The sequence below is a fragment of the Limnobaculum zhutongyuii genome (assembly GCF_004295645.1).
Lineage (GTDB): Bacteria > Pseudomonadota > Gammaproteobacteria > Enterobacterales > Enterobacteriaceae > Limnobaculum > Limnobaculum zhutongyuii.
Genome location: NZ_CP034752.1, coordinates 1,032,787 through 1,048,704, shown reverse-complemented (window position 1 = coordinate 1,048,704; position 15,918 = coordinate 1,032,787). Strand labels below are relative to the sequence as shown.

General features: G+C 43.5%; 17 protein-coding genes, 2 tRNA genes and 1 rRNA gene. 7 read left to right on the top strand and 13 right to left on the bottom strand.

Translation table 11 applies throughout. From position 1 onward, the window contains the following. The first annotated feature begins 10 nt into the window (after positions 1-10). A complete protein-coding gene (rraA, locus tag EKN56_RS04335) occupies positions 11-499 on the top strand; it encodes a ribonuclease E activity regulator RraA (protein WP_130590679.1) in 489 nt (162 codons plus the stop codon). Positions 500-547: 48 nt separating this feature from the next. On the opposite strand, the gene gpt is transcribed toward rraA, so the two are convergent. Next, the gene (gpt, locus tag EKN56_RS04330; RefSeq protein ID WP_108901759.1) at positions 548-1,006 is read right to left on the bottom strand and encodes a xanthine phosphoribosyltransferase; all 459 of its coding nucleotides are present in this window, start codon (positions 1,004-1,006) and stop codon (positions 548-550) included. Positions 1,007-1,159: 153 nt separating this feature from the next. Beyond that, complete coding sequence (locus tag EKN56_RS04325) at positions 1,160-1,660, bottom strand: glutathione peroxidase (protein WP_130590678.1); 501 nt, start codon at positions 1,658-1,660, stop codon at positions 1,160-1,162. A 310-nt stretch (positions 1,661-1,970) separates the two neighbouring features. On the opposite strand from EKN56_RS04325, the gene EKN56_RS04320 reads away from it, so the two are divergent. Continuing rightward, positions 1,971-3,431 (top strand): aminoacyl-histidine dipeptidase, encoded by a 1,461-nt coding sequence (locus tag EKN56_RS04320; protein ID WP_130590677.1) that lies wholly within the window; start codon positions 1,971-1,973, stop codon positions 3,429-3,431. Between the two features lie 103 nt (positions 3,432-3,534). Here the strand turns inward: EKN56_RS04320 and dinB are convergent, their stop codons facing one another. Together dinB and EKN56_RS04310 are read right to left on the bottom strand one after the other, a co-directional pair. Further along, positions 3,535-4,590, bottom strand: coding sequence for a DNA polymerase IV (gene dinB, locus EKN56_RS04315; protein ID WP_130590676.1), 1,056 nt, complete (start codon positions 4,588-4,590; stop codon positions 3,535-3,537). A gap of 79 nt (positions 4,591-4,669) precedes the next feature. After that, positions 4,670-5,671, bottom strand: a complete 1,002-nt coding sequence (locus EKN56_RS04310; RefSeq protein ID WP_130593596.1) for an FAD:protein FMN transferase — start codon at positions 5,669-5,671, stop codon at positions 4,670-4,672. A 198-nt stretch (positions 5,672-5,869) separates the two neighbouring features. Between EKN56_RS04310 and EKN56_RS04305 the strand changes: the two genes are divergently transcribed. Both EKN56_RS04305 and EKN56_RS04300 read left to right on the top strand, forming a co-directional pair. Continuing rightward, positions 5,870-6,640, top strand: a complete 771-nt coding sequence (locus EKN56_RS04305) for a L,D-transpeptidase family protein (RefSeq protein ID WP_130590675.1) — start codon at positions 5,870-5,872, stop codon at positions 6,638-6,640. Positions 6,641-6,928: 288 nt separating this feature from the next. Beyond that, complete coding sequence (locus tag EKN56_RS04300; RefSeq protein ID WP_130590674.1) at positions 6,929-7,675, top strand: L,D-transpeptidase family protein; 747 nt, start codon at positions 6,929-6,931, stop codon at positions 7,673-7,675. Between the two features lie 6 nt (positions 7,676-7,681). Here the strand turns inward: EKN56_RS04300 and EKN56_RS04295 are convergent, their stop codons facing one another. The 5 genes from EKN56_RS04295 to dnaQ form a co-directional block, all read right to left on the bottom strand. Further along, a complete protein-coding gene (locus tag EKN56_RS04295) occupies positions 7,682-8,449 on the bottom strand; it encodes a class II glutamine amidotransferase (RefSeq protein ID WP_130590673.1) in 768 nt (255 codons plus the stop codon). A gap of 32 nt (positions 8,450-8,481) precedes the next feature. Then, complete coding sequence (gene lpcA / locus EKN56_RS04290) at positions 8,482-9,060, bottom strand: D-sedoheptulose 7-phosphate isomerase (protein WP_130590672.1); 579 nt, start codon at positions 9,058-9,060, stop codon at positions 8,482-8,484. A 120-nt stretch (positions 9,061-9,180) separates the two neighbouring features. Next, positions 9,181-9,768: a hypothetical protein gene (locus tag EKN56_RS04285; RefSeq protein ID WP_130590671.1), complete on the bottom strand. Its 588-nt coding sequence runs from the start codon at positions 9,766-9,768 to the stop codon at positions 9,181-9,183. A gap of 150 nt (positions 9,769-9,918) precedes the next feature. Further along, positions 9,919-9,995 (bottom strand) — tRNA-Asp (locus tag EKN56_RS04280). A gap of 115 nt (positions 9,996-10,110) precedes the next feature. Next, positions 10,111-10,866, bottom strand: coding sequence for a DNA polymerase III subunit epsilon (dnaQ, locus tag EKN56_RS04275; protein WP_130593595.1), 756 nt, complete (start codon positions 10,864-10,866; stop codon positions 10,111-10,113). A 57-nt stretch (positions 10,867-10,923) separates the two neighbouring features. On the opposite strand from dnaQ, the gene rnhA reads away from it, so the two are divergent. Next, positions 10,924-11,394, top strand: coding sequence for a ribonuclease HI (gene rnhA, locus EKN56_RS04270; RefSeq protein ID WP_130590670.1), 471 nt, complete (start codon positions 10,924-10,926; stop codon positions 11,392-11,394). Positions 11,395-11,403: 9 nt separating this feature from the next. On the opposite strand, the gene EKN56_RS04265 is transcribed toward rnhA, so the two are convergent. After that, complete coding sequence (locus EKN56_RS04265; RefSeq protein WP_130590669.1) at positions 11,404-12,126, bottom strand: class I SAM-dependent methyltransferase; 723 nt, start codon at positions 12,124-12,126, stop codon at positions 11,404-11,406. A 48-nt stretch (positions 12,127-12,174) separates the two neighbouring features. On the opposite strand from EKN56_RS04265, the gene gloB reads away from it, so the two are divergent. Continuing rightward, entirely contained in the window at positions 12,175-12,930 is a 756-nt protein-coding gene (gene gloB / locus EKN56_RS04260) for a hydroxyacylglutathione hydrolase (protein ID WP_130590668.1), read from the top strand. Between the two features lie 74 nt (positions 12,931-13,004). Next, positions 13,005-14,555, top strand: coding sequence for a murein transglycosylase D (gene mltD, locus EKN56_RS04255; protein WP_130590667.1), 1,551 nt, complete (start codon positions 13,005-13,007; stop codon positions 14,553-14,555). A gap of 24 nt (positions 14,556-14,579) precedes the next feature. On the opposite strand, the gene EKN56_RS04250 is transcribed toward mltD, so the two are convergent. From EKN56_RS04250 to rrf, 3 genes are all read right to left on the bottom strand, one after another. Further along, a complete protein-coding gene (locus EKN56_RS04250; RefSeq protein WP_130590666.1) occupies positions 14,580-15,368 on the bottom strand; it encodes an endonuclease/exonuclease/phosphatase family protein in 789 nt (262 codons plus the stop codon). 235 nt (positions 15,369-15,603) lie between these two features. Then, positions 15,604-15,680: transfer RNA gene (locus EKN56_RS04245), tRNA-Asp, on the bottom strand. A 51-nt stretch (positions 15,681-15,731) separates the two neighbouring features. Then, positions 15,732-15,847, bottom strand: a 5S ribosomal RNA gene (gene rrf / locus EKN56_RS04240). Positions 15,848-15,918 lie beyond the last annotated feature (71 nt).

Genomic DNA, 15,918 nt, shown 5'->3' with positions numbered 1-15,918 from the left:
AAAAATAGAGATGGGTAACCCCAATAACATCACCAAAGTAGCCGATCTGTGCGACGCTTTTAGCGATCGCGTTCGGGTATTTGCGCCATTGTTCACTGACTTTGGTGGAAAAACCGAATTTCATGGCCCGGTAGCAACAGTAAAGTGTTTTGAAGATAACTCTCTGGTAAAAAGCTTAAGCTTAACGCCCGGCAACGGCAGAATTATGGTGGTTGACGGTGGAGGAAGCGCACGCTGCGCACTGCTGGGGGATAATCTGGCGGCAAATTTAATTAACAATGGCTGGCAGGGAGCGATTATCTACGGTTATATCCGCGATAAAGCAGAACTGGCTCAAATGCCGGTTGGTATTAAAGCGCTTGGTGCTATCCCGTTACGTTCTGCCCAGAAATCAGCAGGAACAACGGGAGAATCCGTAGAATTCGCCGGCCAGATAATCCAGGAAGGTGATTATATCTATGCTGACGACGACGGTATTATCATTCTCAATCCTGCCTGAAAACAACAAAGCCCGGTATTAACCGGGCTTTGTATCAGAATCTGATAATCAGCAATCGCCAATCGGCTTCACAAATGCGACGCCCATGTCCCACGGCTGCTCAATCCAGGTGTCCTGTGGAATATCAACCACATAGTCATCCACCAGCGGCTTACCTGCAGGTTTAGCGAAAATAGTCACAAAGTGAGCTTTTGGATACATATCGCGAATGGCTTTAGCGGTACTGCCGGTATCCACTAAATCATCGATCACAATAAAGCCTTCACCATCACCTTCAGCACGCTTCAGAATTTTCATTTCGCGCTGATTATCATGGTCATAGCTGGAGATACAAACGGTATCTACATAACGGATGCTTAATTCGCGAGCCAGTAACGCAGCAGGTACTAAACCTCCACGACTCACAGCAATGATACCTTTCCATTGCTCTTTCGGCAGTAAGCGACGAGCTAGCTTACGGGCTTCAATCTGCAACATATCCCAAGTGACGACGTATTTTTCGCTCATATAAATCGAATCCCAGCCAGTAAATAATGGCTTCTATAATAATCAGGGGGAAAAAAGTTGCAGCAGATTATAAAGAGACACGCCGATAAAAACCAGCGGTTATATCAGAGAAAAATAAACTAATTGCCCCAAACCCGCATTGATTCAGTCAGCTTAGTCTGTTGGGGAATCCTTCAATATCCGGGCAATTTTATCTGCCAATGTCAGTGGTTTTGTCATCGGAGCAAAGCGTTCTACCTTACGTCCTTCATCGCTAATCAGAAATTTGGTGAAGTTCCATTTGATCGCCTGATGTCCCAATAAGCCCGGAGCCTGTGACTTTAGATAACCAAACAAAGGATGAGCACCAGAACCATTGACTTCAACTTTGGCAAACATCGGGAAACTGACCCCATAGTTAAGCTGACAAAAAGCCTCAATCTCCTGATTACTGCCCTTCTCCTGCTGACCAAACTGATTACAGGGAAACCCTAAGACCATCAGTCCCTCAGCCCTGTATCGTTGCCACAATTGTTCCAGCTCCTCGTATTGCGGCGTAAACCCACATTCGCTGGCGGTATTAACCACCAGTATCGCTTTCGCCGTAAAATCTGCCATAGTTTTTGTTTCACCATGGATGTTAACCAGTGGAATAGAAAATAGTTGGCTCGGCACAAAGCACTCCCGTTAGTCAGATAATCAATCTCTATTATAGTGAATAAACGCTCTTTTCAACGCACACGAACTAAAACAACCATAATTCCGGTCTGATAACGGCTAATATTCTGCCCTGTTCGCTTTTAAGCAGTGAGAAAAGAGCAAAATATAGACAAACAACACGATATATACGCCAAATTCTATGCTTTCAATGTTATTCTGTTGCAGAAGAAATTAAAAATAACCATGTTATCGTTACCCTAATCTTATTGATAACAGCATCGGCATTCCTCGCCGTTGACCAGAAGATTGTTACAGGAGACTTATCGTGTCTGATTTAGCTCAACTTTCGCCACAGCATCTATGGCAACACTTCGCAAAAATTTGTTCAATTCCTCATCCATCTAAACATGAAGAAGCCTTAGCGCAATACATTGTTAACTGGGCGAAAGAAAAAAAACTGCATGCTGAACGCGATGCTGTCGGTAATATACTGATCCGTAAGCCAGCCACTCCGGGTATGGAAAATCGTAAGTCTGTCGTTTTACAGGCTCACCTGGATATGGTTCCACAGAAGAATAACGACACCGAGCACGATTTCGAAAAAGACCCAATTCAAACTTATGTCGATGGCCAATGGTTAAAGGCTCGTGGAACCACGCTGGGTGCCGATAATGGTATTGGTATGGCATCCGCTCTGGCGGTGTTATCCGATGACACATTAACCCACGGTCCGATTGAAGTTCTGTTAACCATGACCGAAGAAACCGGCATGGATGGCGCTTTTGGCCTGCAACCAAACTGGCTACAAAGTGAAATCCTGATTAACACTGACTCCGAAACCGAAGGTGAAATCTATATGGGCTGCGCCGGTGGCGTAGACTGTATTACAAGATTGCCATTGACCCGTGAAGCAGTACCGGCAGGTAACCAACTGTTTAAACTCTCATTAAAAGGGTTAAAAGGCGGTCACTCTGGTGGTGACATTCATCTGGGTTTAGGTAATGCCAACAAGCTGATGGCTCGTTTTCTGACAACTCATGCTAAAGCGCTACAAATCCGTCTGCTCTCTTTCAATGGCGGCACCCTGCGTAACGCTATTCCACGTGAAGCCACCGTGGTATTAAGCCTGCCGCCTGCTAATGCTGAAGCACTGAAAAAAGCCGGTGCCGACTATCTGGCCCTGATAAATCATGAACTGGCTGCCGTTGAAAAAAATATGGCACTGCTGGTTGAACCAACTGAATGTGGTTTACAGGCTCTGTCGCTGGATAGTCAGTCACGTCTGATTGGCCTGATTAACGCCAGTCCTAACGGCGTAGTTCGCATGAGCGACTCCGTTAAAGGCGTGGTAGAAACCTCCCTGAACGTTGGTGTGGTGAGCACCGAGCAGGATCATGCGCAGGTTCTCTATCTGATCCGTTCATTAATCGACAGCGGTAAAGAGTATGTGGTTGAAGTACTGACTTCATTAGGCGAATTAGCCGGTGCAGAAGTGAATGCTAAAGGCGGTTACCCAGGCTGGCAGCCAGACCCGGCATCACCGGTTATGAATCTGGTACGCGAAAGCTATAAAAAGCTATTTGATACCACACCTCATATTATGGTGATCCATGCTGGTCTGGAGTGCGGTTTGTTCAAGCGCCCTTACCCTGAAATGGATATGGTCTCTATTGGGCCAACCATCACTGGTGCACACTCTCCCGATGAGCAAGTCCATATTGCCAGCGTTGGTCGCTACTGGCAGTTGCTGACTCAGGTATTAAAATCAATTCCTGAACGCAACTGATTTATCTTAATGTAAAAATAACGGCGGAAAATCCGCCGTTATTTTTTTGTCTGAATTGAAATAAAGTTTCTCTGCTCAGCTGTTTTCATTACCTACCTGAACGTTACGAGAATAGCGCCAGCTGTTTTTCTATCTGGGGATCCACCAACGTCACATGTAAACCAACCAGCCTGACTCCCCGATTCTGGCGTCGTTCCTGCCAGACCTGTTCAGCTACGTTCAACAAATCGCTTCTGTCCAGCCTTTGCCAGACATGCTCCTGAGTGGTTAACTGAAAATCATTAAACTTCAGCTTTACACCCTGGCGGGCAATGCGTAAATCAGGCCTGACATTACTTAAGCGACGTTCCAGCTCCGGATACAAACGTTCAATAACGCTCAGGCAACTTTGCCAGTCGTGAATATCTTCCGATAAGGTAGTTTCCACACCAATAGATTTACGCTGACGATCGCTACACACTTCCCGATGATCGATGCCATTACAACGTTCATGCAGGATGCGACCAAATTTACCAAATCGATTGAGTAAGGTGGCTAAATCAAAATCCTGAACATCTTTGCAGGTATGCAAACCTAAATCCGCCAGCTTTTTCCCGGTTACGGCTCCTACACCAGAAATTTTGGTTAAGGGCAACGTTGATAAGAATTCCTCTATACGCTCAGGGGCTATCACAAACTGACCGTTAGGTTTATTAATATCTGATGCTATTTTTGCCAAAAACTTGATAGATGCCACTCCGGCAGATGCAGTCAGTTTCAACTCTTGATGAATTGTAGCCCGAATATCCTGAGCGATTAATGTGGCAGAACCATTAAACATTGGACAATCCGTAACGTCCAGATAGGCTTCATCCAGTGAAAGTGGTTCAATAATCGAAGTATAACGCTGAAATATACGCTGAATATGTTTGGAGATATCTTTATATATCTCCATGCGTCCAGGCAAAACCTTAAGATGAGGGCACAATTTCAATGCCTGAGCGACCGGCATGGCACTATGTACGCCATAACGACGGGCAATATAATTAGCCGTGCTGATAACCCCACGCTGTTCCCTACGGCCGCCAACAGCCATAGGAATATTCACCAACGAAGGATCGTCCCGCATTTCTACGGCTGCATAAAAGCAATCCATATCGATATGTATGATTTTACGCACGTCATACTCCCACCACAAAAACACTGTATAAATATACAGAATGCAGCATTATCTCTCAAGTGAAATGAGCGCCAGAGAATCAAGGAGTTATTATTTTCTGCTTAAATGTCTCAGAATAGTGCTCGGTAAAACCCGTATCTGACTGAGTAATTATCATCACCGGCAATTGCTGCTGATTTGCCAGTTCCATACCTTTTTCCAGCCCCAATACGCCAATAGCCGTTGAGAATCCATCAGCGGTCATACAAGACGGACTTAATACCGTCACCGAAACTATTTCATTGGAAACCGGCCAGCCGGTGCGTGGATCAATGGTATGGGAATAACGAACGCCATTAATTTCAAAATAATTGCGGTAATTCCCTGAGGTAGCAACAGACATATCACCAGGTGCAATCACTTCCTGCACTTGTTGTTCAAGACCTGCCGTTGGCTTCTCAATAGCAATACGCCAGGGTTGCTGACGTTCGTTTTGTCCTTTGGTTCTTACCTCACCGCCGATATCTACCAGATAGTTGTTAATGCCCACTAATTCCAGATATTCCGCCACCACATCCACACCATACCCTTTGGCAATGGCAGAGAGGTCGAGATAGAGCTCAGGTATCTTCTTTATCAAACCATCGCCTTCCACTTTCAGCTTATCCATGCCGACCCAAGCCTTACGCTGTTGTAGCTCTGCATCTGAAGGAAGCTGGTCTTTATGCTCTTCAGGTCCGAATCCCCAAAGATTCACCAAAGGCCCAACGCTAATATCCAAAGCGCCTTCGGTGAGCTGATTTATCCGCACAGCTTCATTAATGACCTTTATCGTTGCTGCAGAAACAGAAAAAACCTGATTAATATTACGGTATTGATTAAATCGGCTTAATTCAGATTCCGGACGATAGGTGGACATCTGGTTATTGACATTTTCTAATAAAATATCAATTTGTTTTTGTAATTCAGCACGTTCAGGGGCTTTTGAGTGCTCAATATATTTTATTGAATAATAAGTTCCCATTGTTTTGCCATTAATAGCAGACTGTTGAGGTTCACATCCTGAAATATAAAACACCGTTATAAAAACCAATAATCGCATCAATAGATTAGAAAAAATATTCAAAGAAAACACCTCAACATACATATTATTAAAAACAAAAAGTCACACATTGTTATATAAAAATATTATTTATTCCGACTTATCCCTATTACACTACCTGAAAATAAATTGGTTAAAATAACATCAATTTATATTTCATTAACAGGTAAGTTTATATAATTAACAACAGGGACACAAATGAGCAAATACTTATTCCTGCTCAGCGTATTGCTATTTTCATCAGTATCCTTTTATTCCGCAGCAGAATCACAGGTAATACCGGTAACCAGGCAATCTATCGCTCCATCAGAGAAACAAAAACTATTAGGCCTTCCGGTATATATTCGTATTATTAAGGAAGAACATAAACTTGAGCTATTTATTAAAAATAAAAATAGCTATCAACACATTAGAACTTATTTAATTTGTAGTTATTCAGGTGGGCTAGGTCCTAAAAAGCGTCAGGGTGATTATAAAAGTCCGGAAGGATTCTATCAAATAACCGCCAACAGTTTGAATCCTAATAGTAAGTATTATCGCGCATTTAATATTGGCTATCCTAACCAATATGACAGGGCTCATGGTTTTACTGGTAACTATCTAATGATACATGGAGCCTGTGTCTCTGCCGGTTGCTATGCTATGACCGATGAGCAAATTGCCGAGATTTATCAATTCGTCGAAGCCGCAATGAAAAACGGTCAACAACAGGTGAATATCAATATTTTCCCATTTCGTATGACCAACGAAAATATGCGTCGCCATCAAGATTCTGAGTATCAGGAGTTCTGGCAGCAGTTAAAGGCTGGCTATGACTATTTTGAAACTACTCATCAACCCCCAAATATTTCTGTTGTTGATGGTCGTTATGCTTTGGTTGGACCCGAAATACCACAAAGTCAGTATATGTATGCCAGCAATATCCCCAGAAATACTGAGGAATACATTGGTAAGTTTAGCTATCGTTAAAAACAGAACAATACTAATAAACGGACAGGAAGATAGCCCTACTTTTCTGTCCGTTCTATTAGCCCTATATAATTATAATAATATCAAATAATTAAATAGAACCTGTCTGAGCTATTACCTTTCCTAAAAACCGCTTTTCGAGACATCACACAAAACGAGCATTTGCCATAAAAATAATTATTCTTTTTTTATTATCTGACTTACACTACTCGCCAGAAAATAGACTATAAATACAACAATATTAAATTAATTAGCCACGGATATATGTTTTTAACAACGGGAAGAAAAATGAGCAAATCTCTATTCATGCTCAGCGTATTGCTACTGTCGCCAGTGTCGTTCTATTCAAATGCGCAGTCCGTTCAGCCGCTGACTGAACAACAATCTACTATGCAACCAGAAAAACAGCGGCTACTGGGCTTACCGGTTTATGTTCGCATTATAAAAGAAGATAAAGTTCTGGAACTGTTTGTTAAAAATCAGGGTGCTTATCAGTTAGTGCAAACTTACCCTATCTGTAACTATTCAGGTGGTCTTGGTCCTAAGCGCTATCAGGGTGACTTTAAAAGCCCGGAGGGGTTTTATCAGGTAACCATGCAAAGCCTGAATCCAAACAGTAAATTTTATCGTTCTTTCAATCTTGGTTACCCTAATCAATACGATCAGGAGCATGGATTTACCGGTAAGCATCTTATGGTACACGGTGACTGTGTATCTACCGGTTGTTATGCCATGAATAACCAACAGATTTCCGAAATTTATCAGTTTATCGAGTATGCGTTGATCAACGGACAACCTCAGGTGGAAGTTAATATCTTCCCATTCCGTATGACCAACGATAAATTAAATAGCTACAGTCACTCCGTACATTATGAGTTTTGGCAGCAGTTGAAAGTTGGCTATGACTTCTTTGAAAAAACCCATCAGCCACCAAATATGATTGTCAGCAATGGGCGTTATAATCTTGCTCCGCAGGGGTTATTAGCCAACAATCCGCCAAAAACTAACCCTGCGAATCCTTTCGCTGCTCGTTAAGAGCAATTAAATAATACGTTCACCAAAATGAAACAGGGCAAATTCTCCTTCAGGGATTTTTTGCCACTGTTCATTTCCGGTTAACGGCTGAGTCGCAATTAAAGTAACAATATCGTTTGGTGTAGTTTCACGCTGAAAGTCGATCTCCACATCTTCATCTAATAATGTTGCTTTGCCAAAAGGCGCCCGCCGCGTTAGCCAGTACAGGTTGGTTGAGCAGTAGGCCATGACATAGTGCCCGTCAGAAAGCAGCATATTAAATACGCCCTTCTTTCTTAATTGAGCAGCGCAAGAAGCGATAAAACGGAATACCGCAGGCCAGTTGGATGGTCGACGAGGATAACGCTGCTTAAGCTGTTGTAGGATCCAGCAAAATGCATATTCACTGTCGGTTTCACCAATTGGCTGAAAGAATGGAGTTTTCAGGCTCCGATATCCCTTTAATTGACCGTTGTGGGCAAAGGTCCAATTACGCCCCCAGAGTTCGCGCGTAAAAGGATGGGTATTTTCCAATGCTACCGCTCCCCGATTGGCCTGGCGGATATGGGAAATTACCGCACATGACTTAATCGGGTACTCTTGCACCAATTTAGCAATCGGCGAGTTATAACTGGGTTGTGGATCGCGGAAAGTTCGACATCCTTTCCCTTCATAAAAGGTAATACCCCAACCATCTTTATGTGGGCCCGTACGGCCGCCGCGCTGTATCAGCCCGGTAAAGCTGAAACAGATATCGGTCGGCACATTGGCACTCATTCCAAGTAATTCACACATACCGACCTCTCATCAACACTTACCAAAGTAAGCTATTTCACCATCTCTTTTTCAACTAACAGCATCAGGATATGGATAACTTTAATATGCACTTCTTGAATACGGTCCGCATAGCCAAAATGAGGAACCCTAATCTCAACATCGGCCAGACCATCCATTTTACCGCCATCTTTTCCCGTCAACACAATAACTTTCATGCCTTTTTCGCGAGCAGCATCAATAGCCCTTAAGATATTGGCTGAATTGCCAGAGGTGGATAACCCAAACAGCACATCCCCTTCCCGACCAACCGCTTCCAGATAACGGGAAAAAATGTAGTCATAACCGAAGTCATTACTAACGCAGGAGATATGGCTGGGATCGGAAATAGCAATAGCAGGATAACCAGGCCGGTTTTCACGGTAACGTCCGGTTAGCTCTTCAGCAAAATGCATGGCATCACAATGAGAACCACCATTACCACAAGAGAGCACTTTACCACCGGCTTTAAATGAATCGGCCAGTAGCAGAGCCGCACGCTGCACAGATTCAATGTTTGCATCGTCGCTGAGGAACTTTTGTAATACCTGAGCCGCTTCATTCAGCTCGCTGCGGATTAAATCCTGATACATGAAAAACCTCTTTATAGATAAAGTGTAGTGAATCAGCTTCGATCAGTGTAACGGATAGCAATAGCAGGGAGAAGTGCAATAAGCGCTATCTTCCATTCAATTAAGCTGTTTTATGCTTATTCAGGAACGATTTAAGCTATACGTTCGTGCCAGCTGCTGACGGTTCTCAGTCCAGATGATTGGCAAAAGTAAAATCGATGAAAAAGCGCCGGCAATCATCGCCAGTATCCACAGTGTGGTGCACAAACTACGAAGATTATGAGACCAGTCAGCCCGATAACTGAATATCATCAATATGCTGGTAAGCAGTGCCGCAATAACACTACCGGCATAAAATAAATTCACCGACTCTTCCGCAGCACCGATTGCTCCGGTAACAATCACCAGATAAACAACAACGCAAACAAGACTCAACCAGTAATTTGGTTTTTCTCGCCCCAGTTGAAACTGTTCTGCTACTTTGATTAATTCCGAGCGATAATCTCCGGCAGAAAATGGGTCAATCCATCCAAAACGGCTCCCCTGAGAATAGAGCACTTTTTTCCCTCGTTTAATAACCGCAGAAGACGCTGAACTCAGGGCAACCTCACTTCCCCCTTTCTTCCAGATTAATTCAACATCAGGGATATGTTCAGACAATGCCTGAAAAAAACGGGTAATAAATTCAGGATCAAATCGTTTTTTGAATAGTAATTTTAAAAACCACATAAATTCCTTCAAATCAGGCAACAGGCTATCAGGTTAATTTACAGGAAGACGAAGAAGAATAGAAACCGCTGTATAAGCTAAATGCAGTAAGAAACAAAACTATAGACGAAAAAAATCCCCTGAGCGTTTAACTCAAGGGATTGAAATTAGTGGCGGAACGGACGGGACTCGAACCCGCGACCCCCTGCGTGACAGGCAGGTATTCTAACCAACTGAACTACCGCTCCACATAGCTTTCATAAGAAAGCGGAGTGATAGTAAGGTTCCCTGTGCCGGTAGTCAATGAATTTTTACTAAAACAGATTCAACTGCACATTAATTCAACGAAGTGCTTAAAAATTATTAATTTACCGTCTCGCCATCCGTAGCAGGACGCCAAAGACAACAGCCGCCTTTTTTACTAATCAGATCTAAACGGGACTCATGAGCTTCAATTTCTGCTTCATTCGCATAAACAACTTTTAGCGCACTTTCAGCACGTACAACGCGTTGAATTTCAGCACCCCGTGTCTGTGCCTGATTCTCACCTTCCAAAGAGAATGACAGTGAAGTCTGTCCACCTGTCATGGTCAGATAGACCTCTGCCAGGATCTCGGCATCCAGTAAAGCGCCGTGCAACGTTCTGCGACTATTATCTATATCCAGACGACTACAGAGAGCATCCAGGCTATTTCGTTTACCCGGAAACATCTTACGAGCCATCATCAGTGAGTCAGTAACCGTACAAAACGACTCTACTTTGGGATAATCGCTGCGCAACATGCGAAACTCATGGTCCATAAAGCCAACGTCGAACGATGCGTTATGGATAACCAGCTCTGCGCCATTGATAAAATTAAAGAAATCATCGGCAATTTCAGCAAACGTCGGTTTATCAGCCAAAAATTCATCACTGATACCGTGAACGCCATAAGCTTCAGGATCTACCAGACGATCTGGTTTGACGTATACATGAAAATGCCTACCGGTTAAACGACGGTTAATCACTTCAACCGCACCTATCTCAATAATTCGGTGACCTTCATAGTGTACGCCGACCATGTTCATACCGGTTGTTTCGGTATCAAGAACAATCTGTCGTGTAATTTCAGTGCTTATTGATTCCATTTTGTGTCAGACTTACCGTTTTAAACTTTAATGACGAGTCTACCAGATATGCTTAAACAGGTAGAGATATTCACCGATGGCTCTTGTCTGGGAAACCCAGGACCAGGAGGCTATGGTGCTATTTTACGCTATAAACAGCATGAGAAAACCCTCAGTGCCGGATATTTCCTTACCACCAATAACCGTATGGAATTATTGGCGGCAATTACTGCGCTGGAATCCCTGACGGCCTCTTGTCAGGTTTCCCTCAGTACGGATAGCCAATATGTACGGCAAGGGATCATGAGCTGGATCCATAACTGGAAAAAACGCGGCTGGAAAACTGCCGATAAAAAACCTGTCAAAAACGTCGATTTATGGCAACGTCTCGATCAGACGATTATTCGCCACAATGTTGAATGGCACTGGGTTAAAGGCCATGCGGGACACGAAGAAAATGAGCGTTGTGACCAACTGGCACGTGCCGCTGCGGAACAACCGACCTTAACCGACGAAGGCTATACGCCTGAGAATAAGTAAGCATAATGGTTAATCTCCATTATGCATATTTTTAGTCGCCCCTACTGCTCCGGACCTGACACGAAACCGCTTTTTAAAGGCTGAAAGCGGATTCAACGTCAACGGAATCGTTCGTTTACGAGCAACGATCAACGTTTGGCAACCAAAAGCTGGAATGTGTGAGCTTAGAAATCCTCCGCACAGGCCATTCCAGGGCATATTCTGAAAACTTGCCTGATGTAGCACTTCATAGTTAAGCAAACTAAGCCAATCGATCATACGCATTCTGGTAAACATTCTACTGGTATAAGGATGTTTTTTCCTTATCACCGGAATCAGTTTACCTGCCCCAACCAGGCTAAAAGGATTAAATCCACTCACGACCAACCAACCGTCATCGACCAGAACTCTGTCAACTTCACGTAAAATACGATGTGGGTCTTCCGAATAGGCTAAAGTATCAGCTAACAGGCAAGCATCCAGTGATTTATCTAAGAAGGGAAGATTCAGGCTATCTGCATATACCTGAATATTATTACCTGACTCCGAAGCGTTAACATGGTGAGCAATTTGACACTTGCTGGTATCAATTTCTGCACTAAGATTTCCTAACTTCAGCAAATGAAGACCAAATAATTTCGGCCACAACGGATCCAGCTGTTGTTCCAGAGCACGGCGATAACTATTACCATAAGATAACTCATTCCAAGACGCTGGCGATGTTACAATCGTTTCTGTTCGGGCAGCTCTCATGAAGTATTATCTCTTTTATAATATGACTTTCATCGTCAGGGGACCATTATGCATCTTATCAGTATTCCCGCCTTTCAGGACAATTACATTTGGCTGCTAACCACCAAACAGCAAACGGGTATTATAGTTGACCCTGGTGAAGCTTTACCGGTTATTCAACAGTTAGAACAACAACAAATAACACCCACAGCAATCCTTCTGACGCATCATCACAACGACCATACTGGCGGTGTCGCAGAATTGATTAGACATTACCCAGCACTGAAAGTTTATGGTCCGCAGGAAACTCAGAGTAAAGGAGCGCAGTTTATCGTCAGAGAAGGCGATAATATCGATATCAACGGTATGTGCTTCAGTGTAATTGAAGTTCCCGGTCATACTGCAGGACATGTGGCATTCTATTCAGCCCCATATCTGTTTTGCGGCGACACACTCTTCTCTGCCGGGTGCGGGCGAATTTTTGAAGGTACACCAGAACAGATGTATCAGTCGATACAAAAGCTGGATGCTCTACCTGACACCACAAAAGTGTGCTGTGCTCACGAATATACAATCTCAAATCTACGTTTCGCAAACTATGTTTTACCAGAAAATATCGAAATAGAAACATATTTGAAACATATCATCGATATAAGGTCAAAAAGTCAGCCTTCTGTGCCAACAGAGCTAAAAACTGAAAGAACAATTAACCTATATCTTAAATGTCATCAACTTGATTTAAAAAGAAAGTTAGGCATGGATGATCCAACTATACAACCTTGGCAAGTTTTTAAGCGATTAAGAGAGATGAAAGACAATTATTAACGCTTTTGATTGAGTTATTTGGTTAGCCAAAGTATTATCGGTCGACTTTTAATCAACGATGATAATTGATATACATGAAGGCAAAAGCGATCTTATTTGCTTCTGTATTGCTTGTTGGTTGCCAGGCGTCGAATAAAGATGCTTCCCAATCTGCAAGCAATCAGAATCCTCCTTCAGCCAATAGCCTCGCTGCAGCAGGAGATCTCGACTGGCTAATGGGCCCTGATGGTCAAACAGAAAGAGAGCTGTGGCAAGTCGTCAGTGAAGGGCTGGAGATGGACATTCCGGATAACGAGCGTATCCGTGAACAAAAAGAGTACTATCTCAATAATAAGCGTTATCTACAAAATGTAACATTACGGGCTGAACCGTATATGTACTGGATCATTAGCCAAATTAAAGAACGTCATTTGCCAATGGAACTGGTGCTGTTACCTATTGTAGAGAGCGCTTTTAATCCCCATGCTACCTCGTCAGCCAGTGCTGCCGGTATATGGCAATTTATTCCCACCACAGGCCGTTATTATGGTCTGAAACAAGATAAATGGTATGACGGACGTCGTGACGTTGCAGAATCCACAACTGCTGCGCTGGATATGCTGGAACGCCTGAATATCATGTTTGAAGGTGACTGGTTACAGGCTATTGCTGCATATAACTGCGGTGAAGGCCGGGTTCTGCGCGCCATTAAGGAAAATGAAGCAAAAGGATTACCTACCGACTATTGGTCACTGAATTTACCGCGTGAAACACAGCTTTACGTGCCTAAGTTACTTGCCTTGACTGATATGGTTAAGCATAACGAGCGCTACGCTCTGTCGCTACCAAGCAGTAATTTAGACCGTGCGCTTACCCGTGTTGAAGTTGGTCAGCAAATTGAATTGGCTCAGGCGGCTAAAATGTCAGGCGTGCCATTAACCAAGCTGCAAACATACAATGCAGGTTATAAGCACAATGTCACCTCACCAGATGGCCCTCACGCCATTATGCTACCTACATCTAATGCAAAGCAGCTTGAAGAATCATTGAGCAGCGGTGATATTAATTTGGTTAACTGGGGTGAGCATAAAGTCGTTAACGGCGAAACCATTGAGATATTGGCCAGACGTTACGGAATTACTGCCGATTCTATCCGTCAGGCAAACAATCTGACGGCTCAAGTGAGTGCTGGTCAGGTAATTACATTACCAATTTCTGGCGAGTATATTAATCAAATTGCTACACAGCAAACGCAGATAGCAAGTAACAGTAGTAGGTCTGCGTCAAAAGTTAAATATACCGTACGAGCAGGAGACACCCTGTCTTCTATTGCTAAGCGCCATAACGTTAAATCCAGCGATATTCAGAGTTGGAATAAACTGGGTAAAAATAGCAAGCTGAAACCAGGTCAGTCATTACAACTGGCCAGTAATGCTACGAGTACCAGAACTGGTAATACTAAAAACAGCAGTGCTAAAAGCAGTAAGAATAATAGCAGCATCACCTATCGTATTCGCAAAGGTGACTCATTAGCCAGCATAGCTAAGCGTCATAATGTGAATATTAATGATGTGTTGAAGTGGAATAGCAAAGTAACTGCTAACCGACTCCAACCGGGCAGTACGCTGACATTATATAAGCGCTAATATATCATTCTCCACGCTAGCCTGTTATGGGTTAGCGTGGAATCTTACTAAAAGCGGGTTGTGATCCGACGCCTGAGTTACCAGCACCGAAGCCTCTTCCACTTGTAATCCCCGATAGAAAACAAAGTCCAGCGGTCGACCAAATGCTTTTTTACGCCAGTCATTAGAGAAACGCACTTCCTGTAACCCAGTCAGTGTGGAAAATCGATATAGCGAATGCAGACGTTGTCGGCTCCAGGCATTAAAATCACCGGCTAATATTACCGGGCCTTTGTGCTGTAAGATTTGCTCCCCTATAGGTTTCAATTGCTGTTGATAAATATCGACGCCAAGACTGAAATTAACCGCATGGATATTAGCCACCATCAACTGTCGTCCATCATCCAGTGGATATACCGTTACCAGAGCCGATTTAGACAACCGCAATAATGGCTCTCTTTCCCGCAGAGGGCAACAATAGACTGGATTAGCTGAAGCAAGCGTCATAACCCCTGAAGAGTATTGAGGCATAATAATCGCCGGAACTTGATCCGCAGCTAAATAGTTAGAAGTAGCAAAATTGATCAATTCAGGGGTTGTCTGTGCTTCCTGTAAGAGAACTAACTGACTTTCCAGACCGTGTTTTTTAAGCACATTCAGCCAGTTTGCGCGCTGCTGTTTGAAGATATTCCATACCATAACGCTTAACGCACCGTTAGTCGGTAACGCTTGTAATGGCGCAATAGTTTGGCTTAGCTCACCTATAATTCCTGGAAAAATACGTTCTGCAGGCGAGCCGGCTGAATACCTCATTGCAAAATTCTTTTTTCGCACAGTTTAAGCCTATGGTTAAAAATGCAGTTCCTGCAGTGACAAATCCGAATTTACATCTCAATAAGAAGAATGCTTTAGATTGTTATAGGGATTAAGAGACAGAAACTCAATGGCAAATAGAGAATAAAAACGTAAAGATTAGTCATGATGCTAATCATATCACGCTAAACGGATTCATGGAGGATAAATGACCATAGCAAAAAGGCCTGCATAAGCAGGCCTTTCTATATTTAAGTGGCGGAACGGACGGGACTCGAACCCGCGACCCCCTGCGTGACAGGCAGGTATTCTAACCAACTGAACTACCGCTCCACCGATTCTTTTTCATTACAAGAACAAATCATCTTGTAATCTATATTTAAAGCCTGGCAGTTCCCTACTCTCGCATGGGGAAGCCCCACACTACCATCGGCGCTACGGCGTTTCACTTCTGAGTTCGGCATGGGGTCAGGTGGGACCACCGCGCTGTCGCCGCCAGGCATATTCTGTACATGAACCGTTGTATGTCAATATCACTATCCACACAACCATCCATTTCAATCCTGAACAT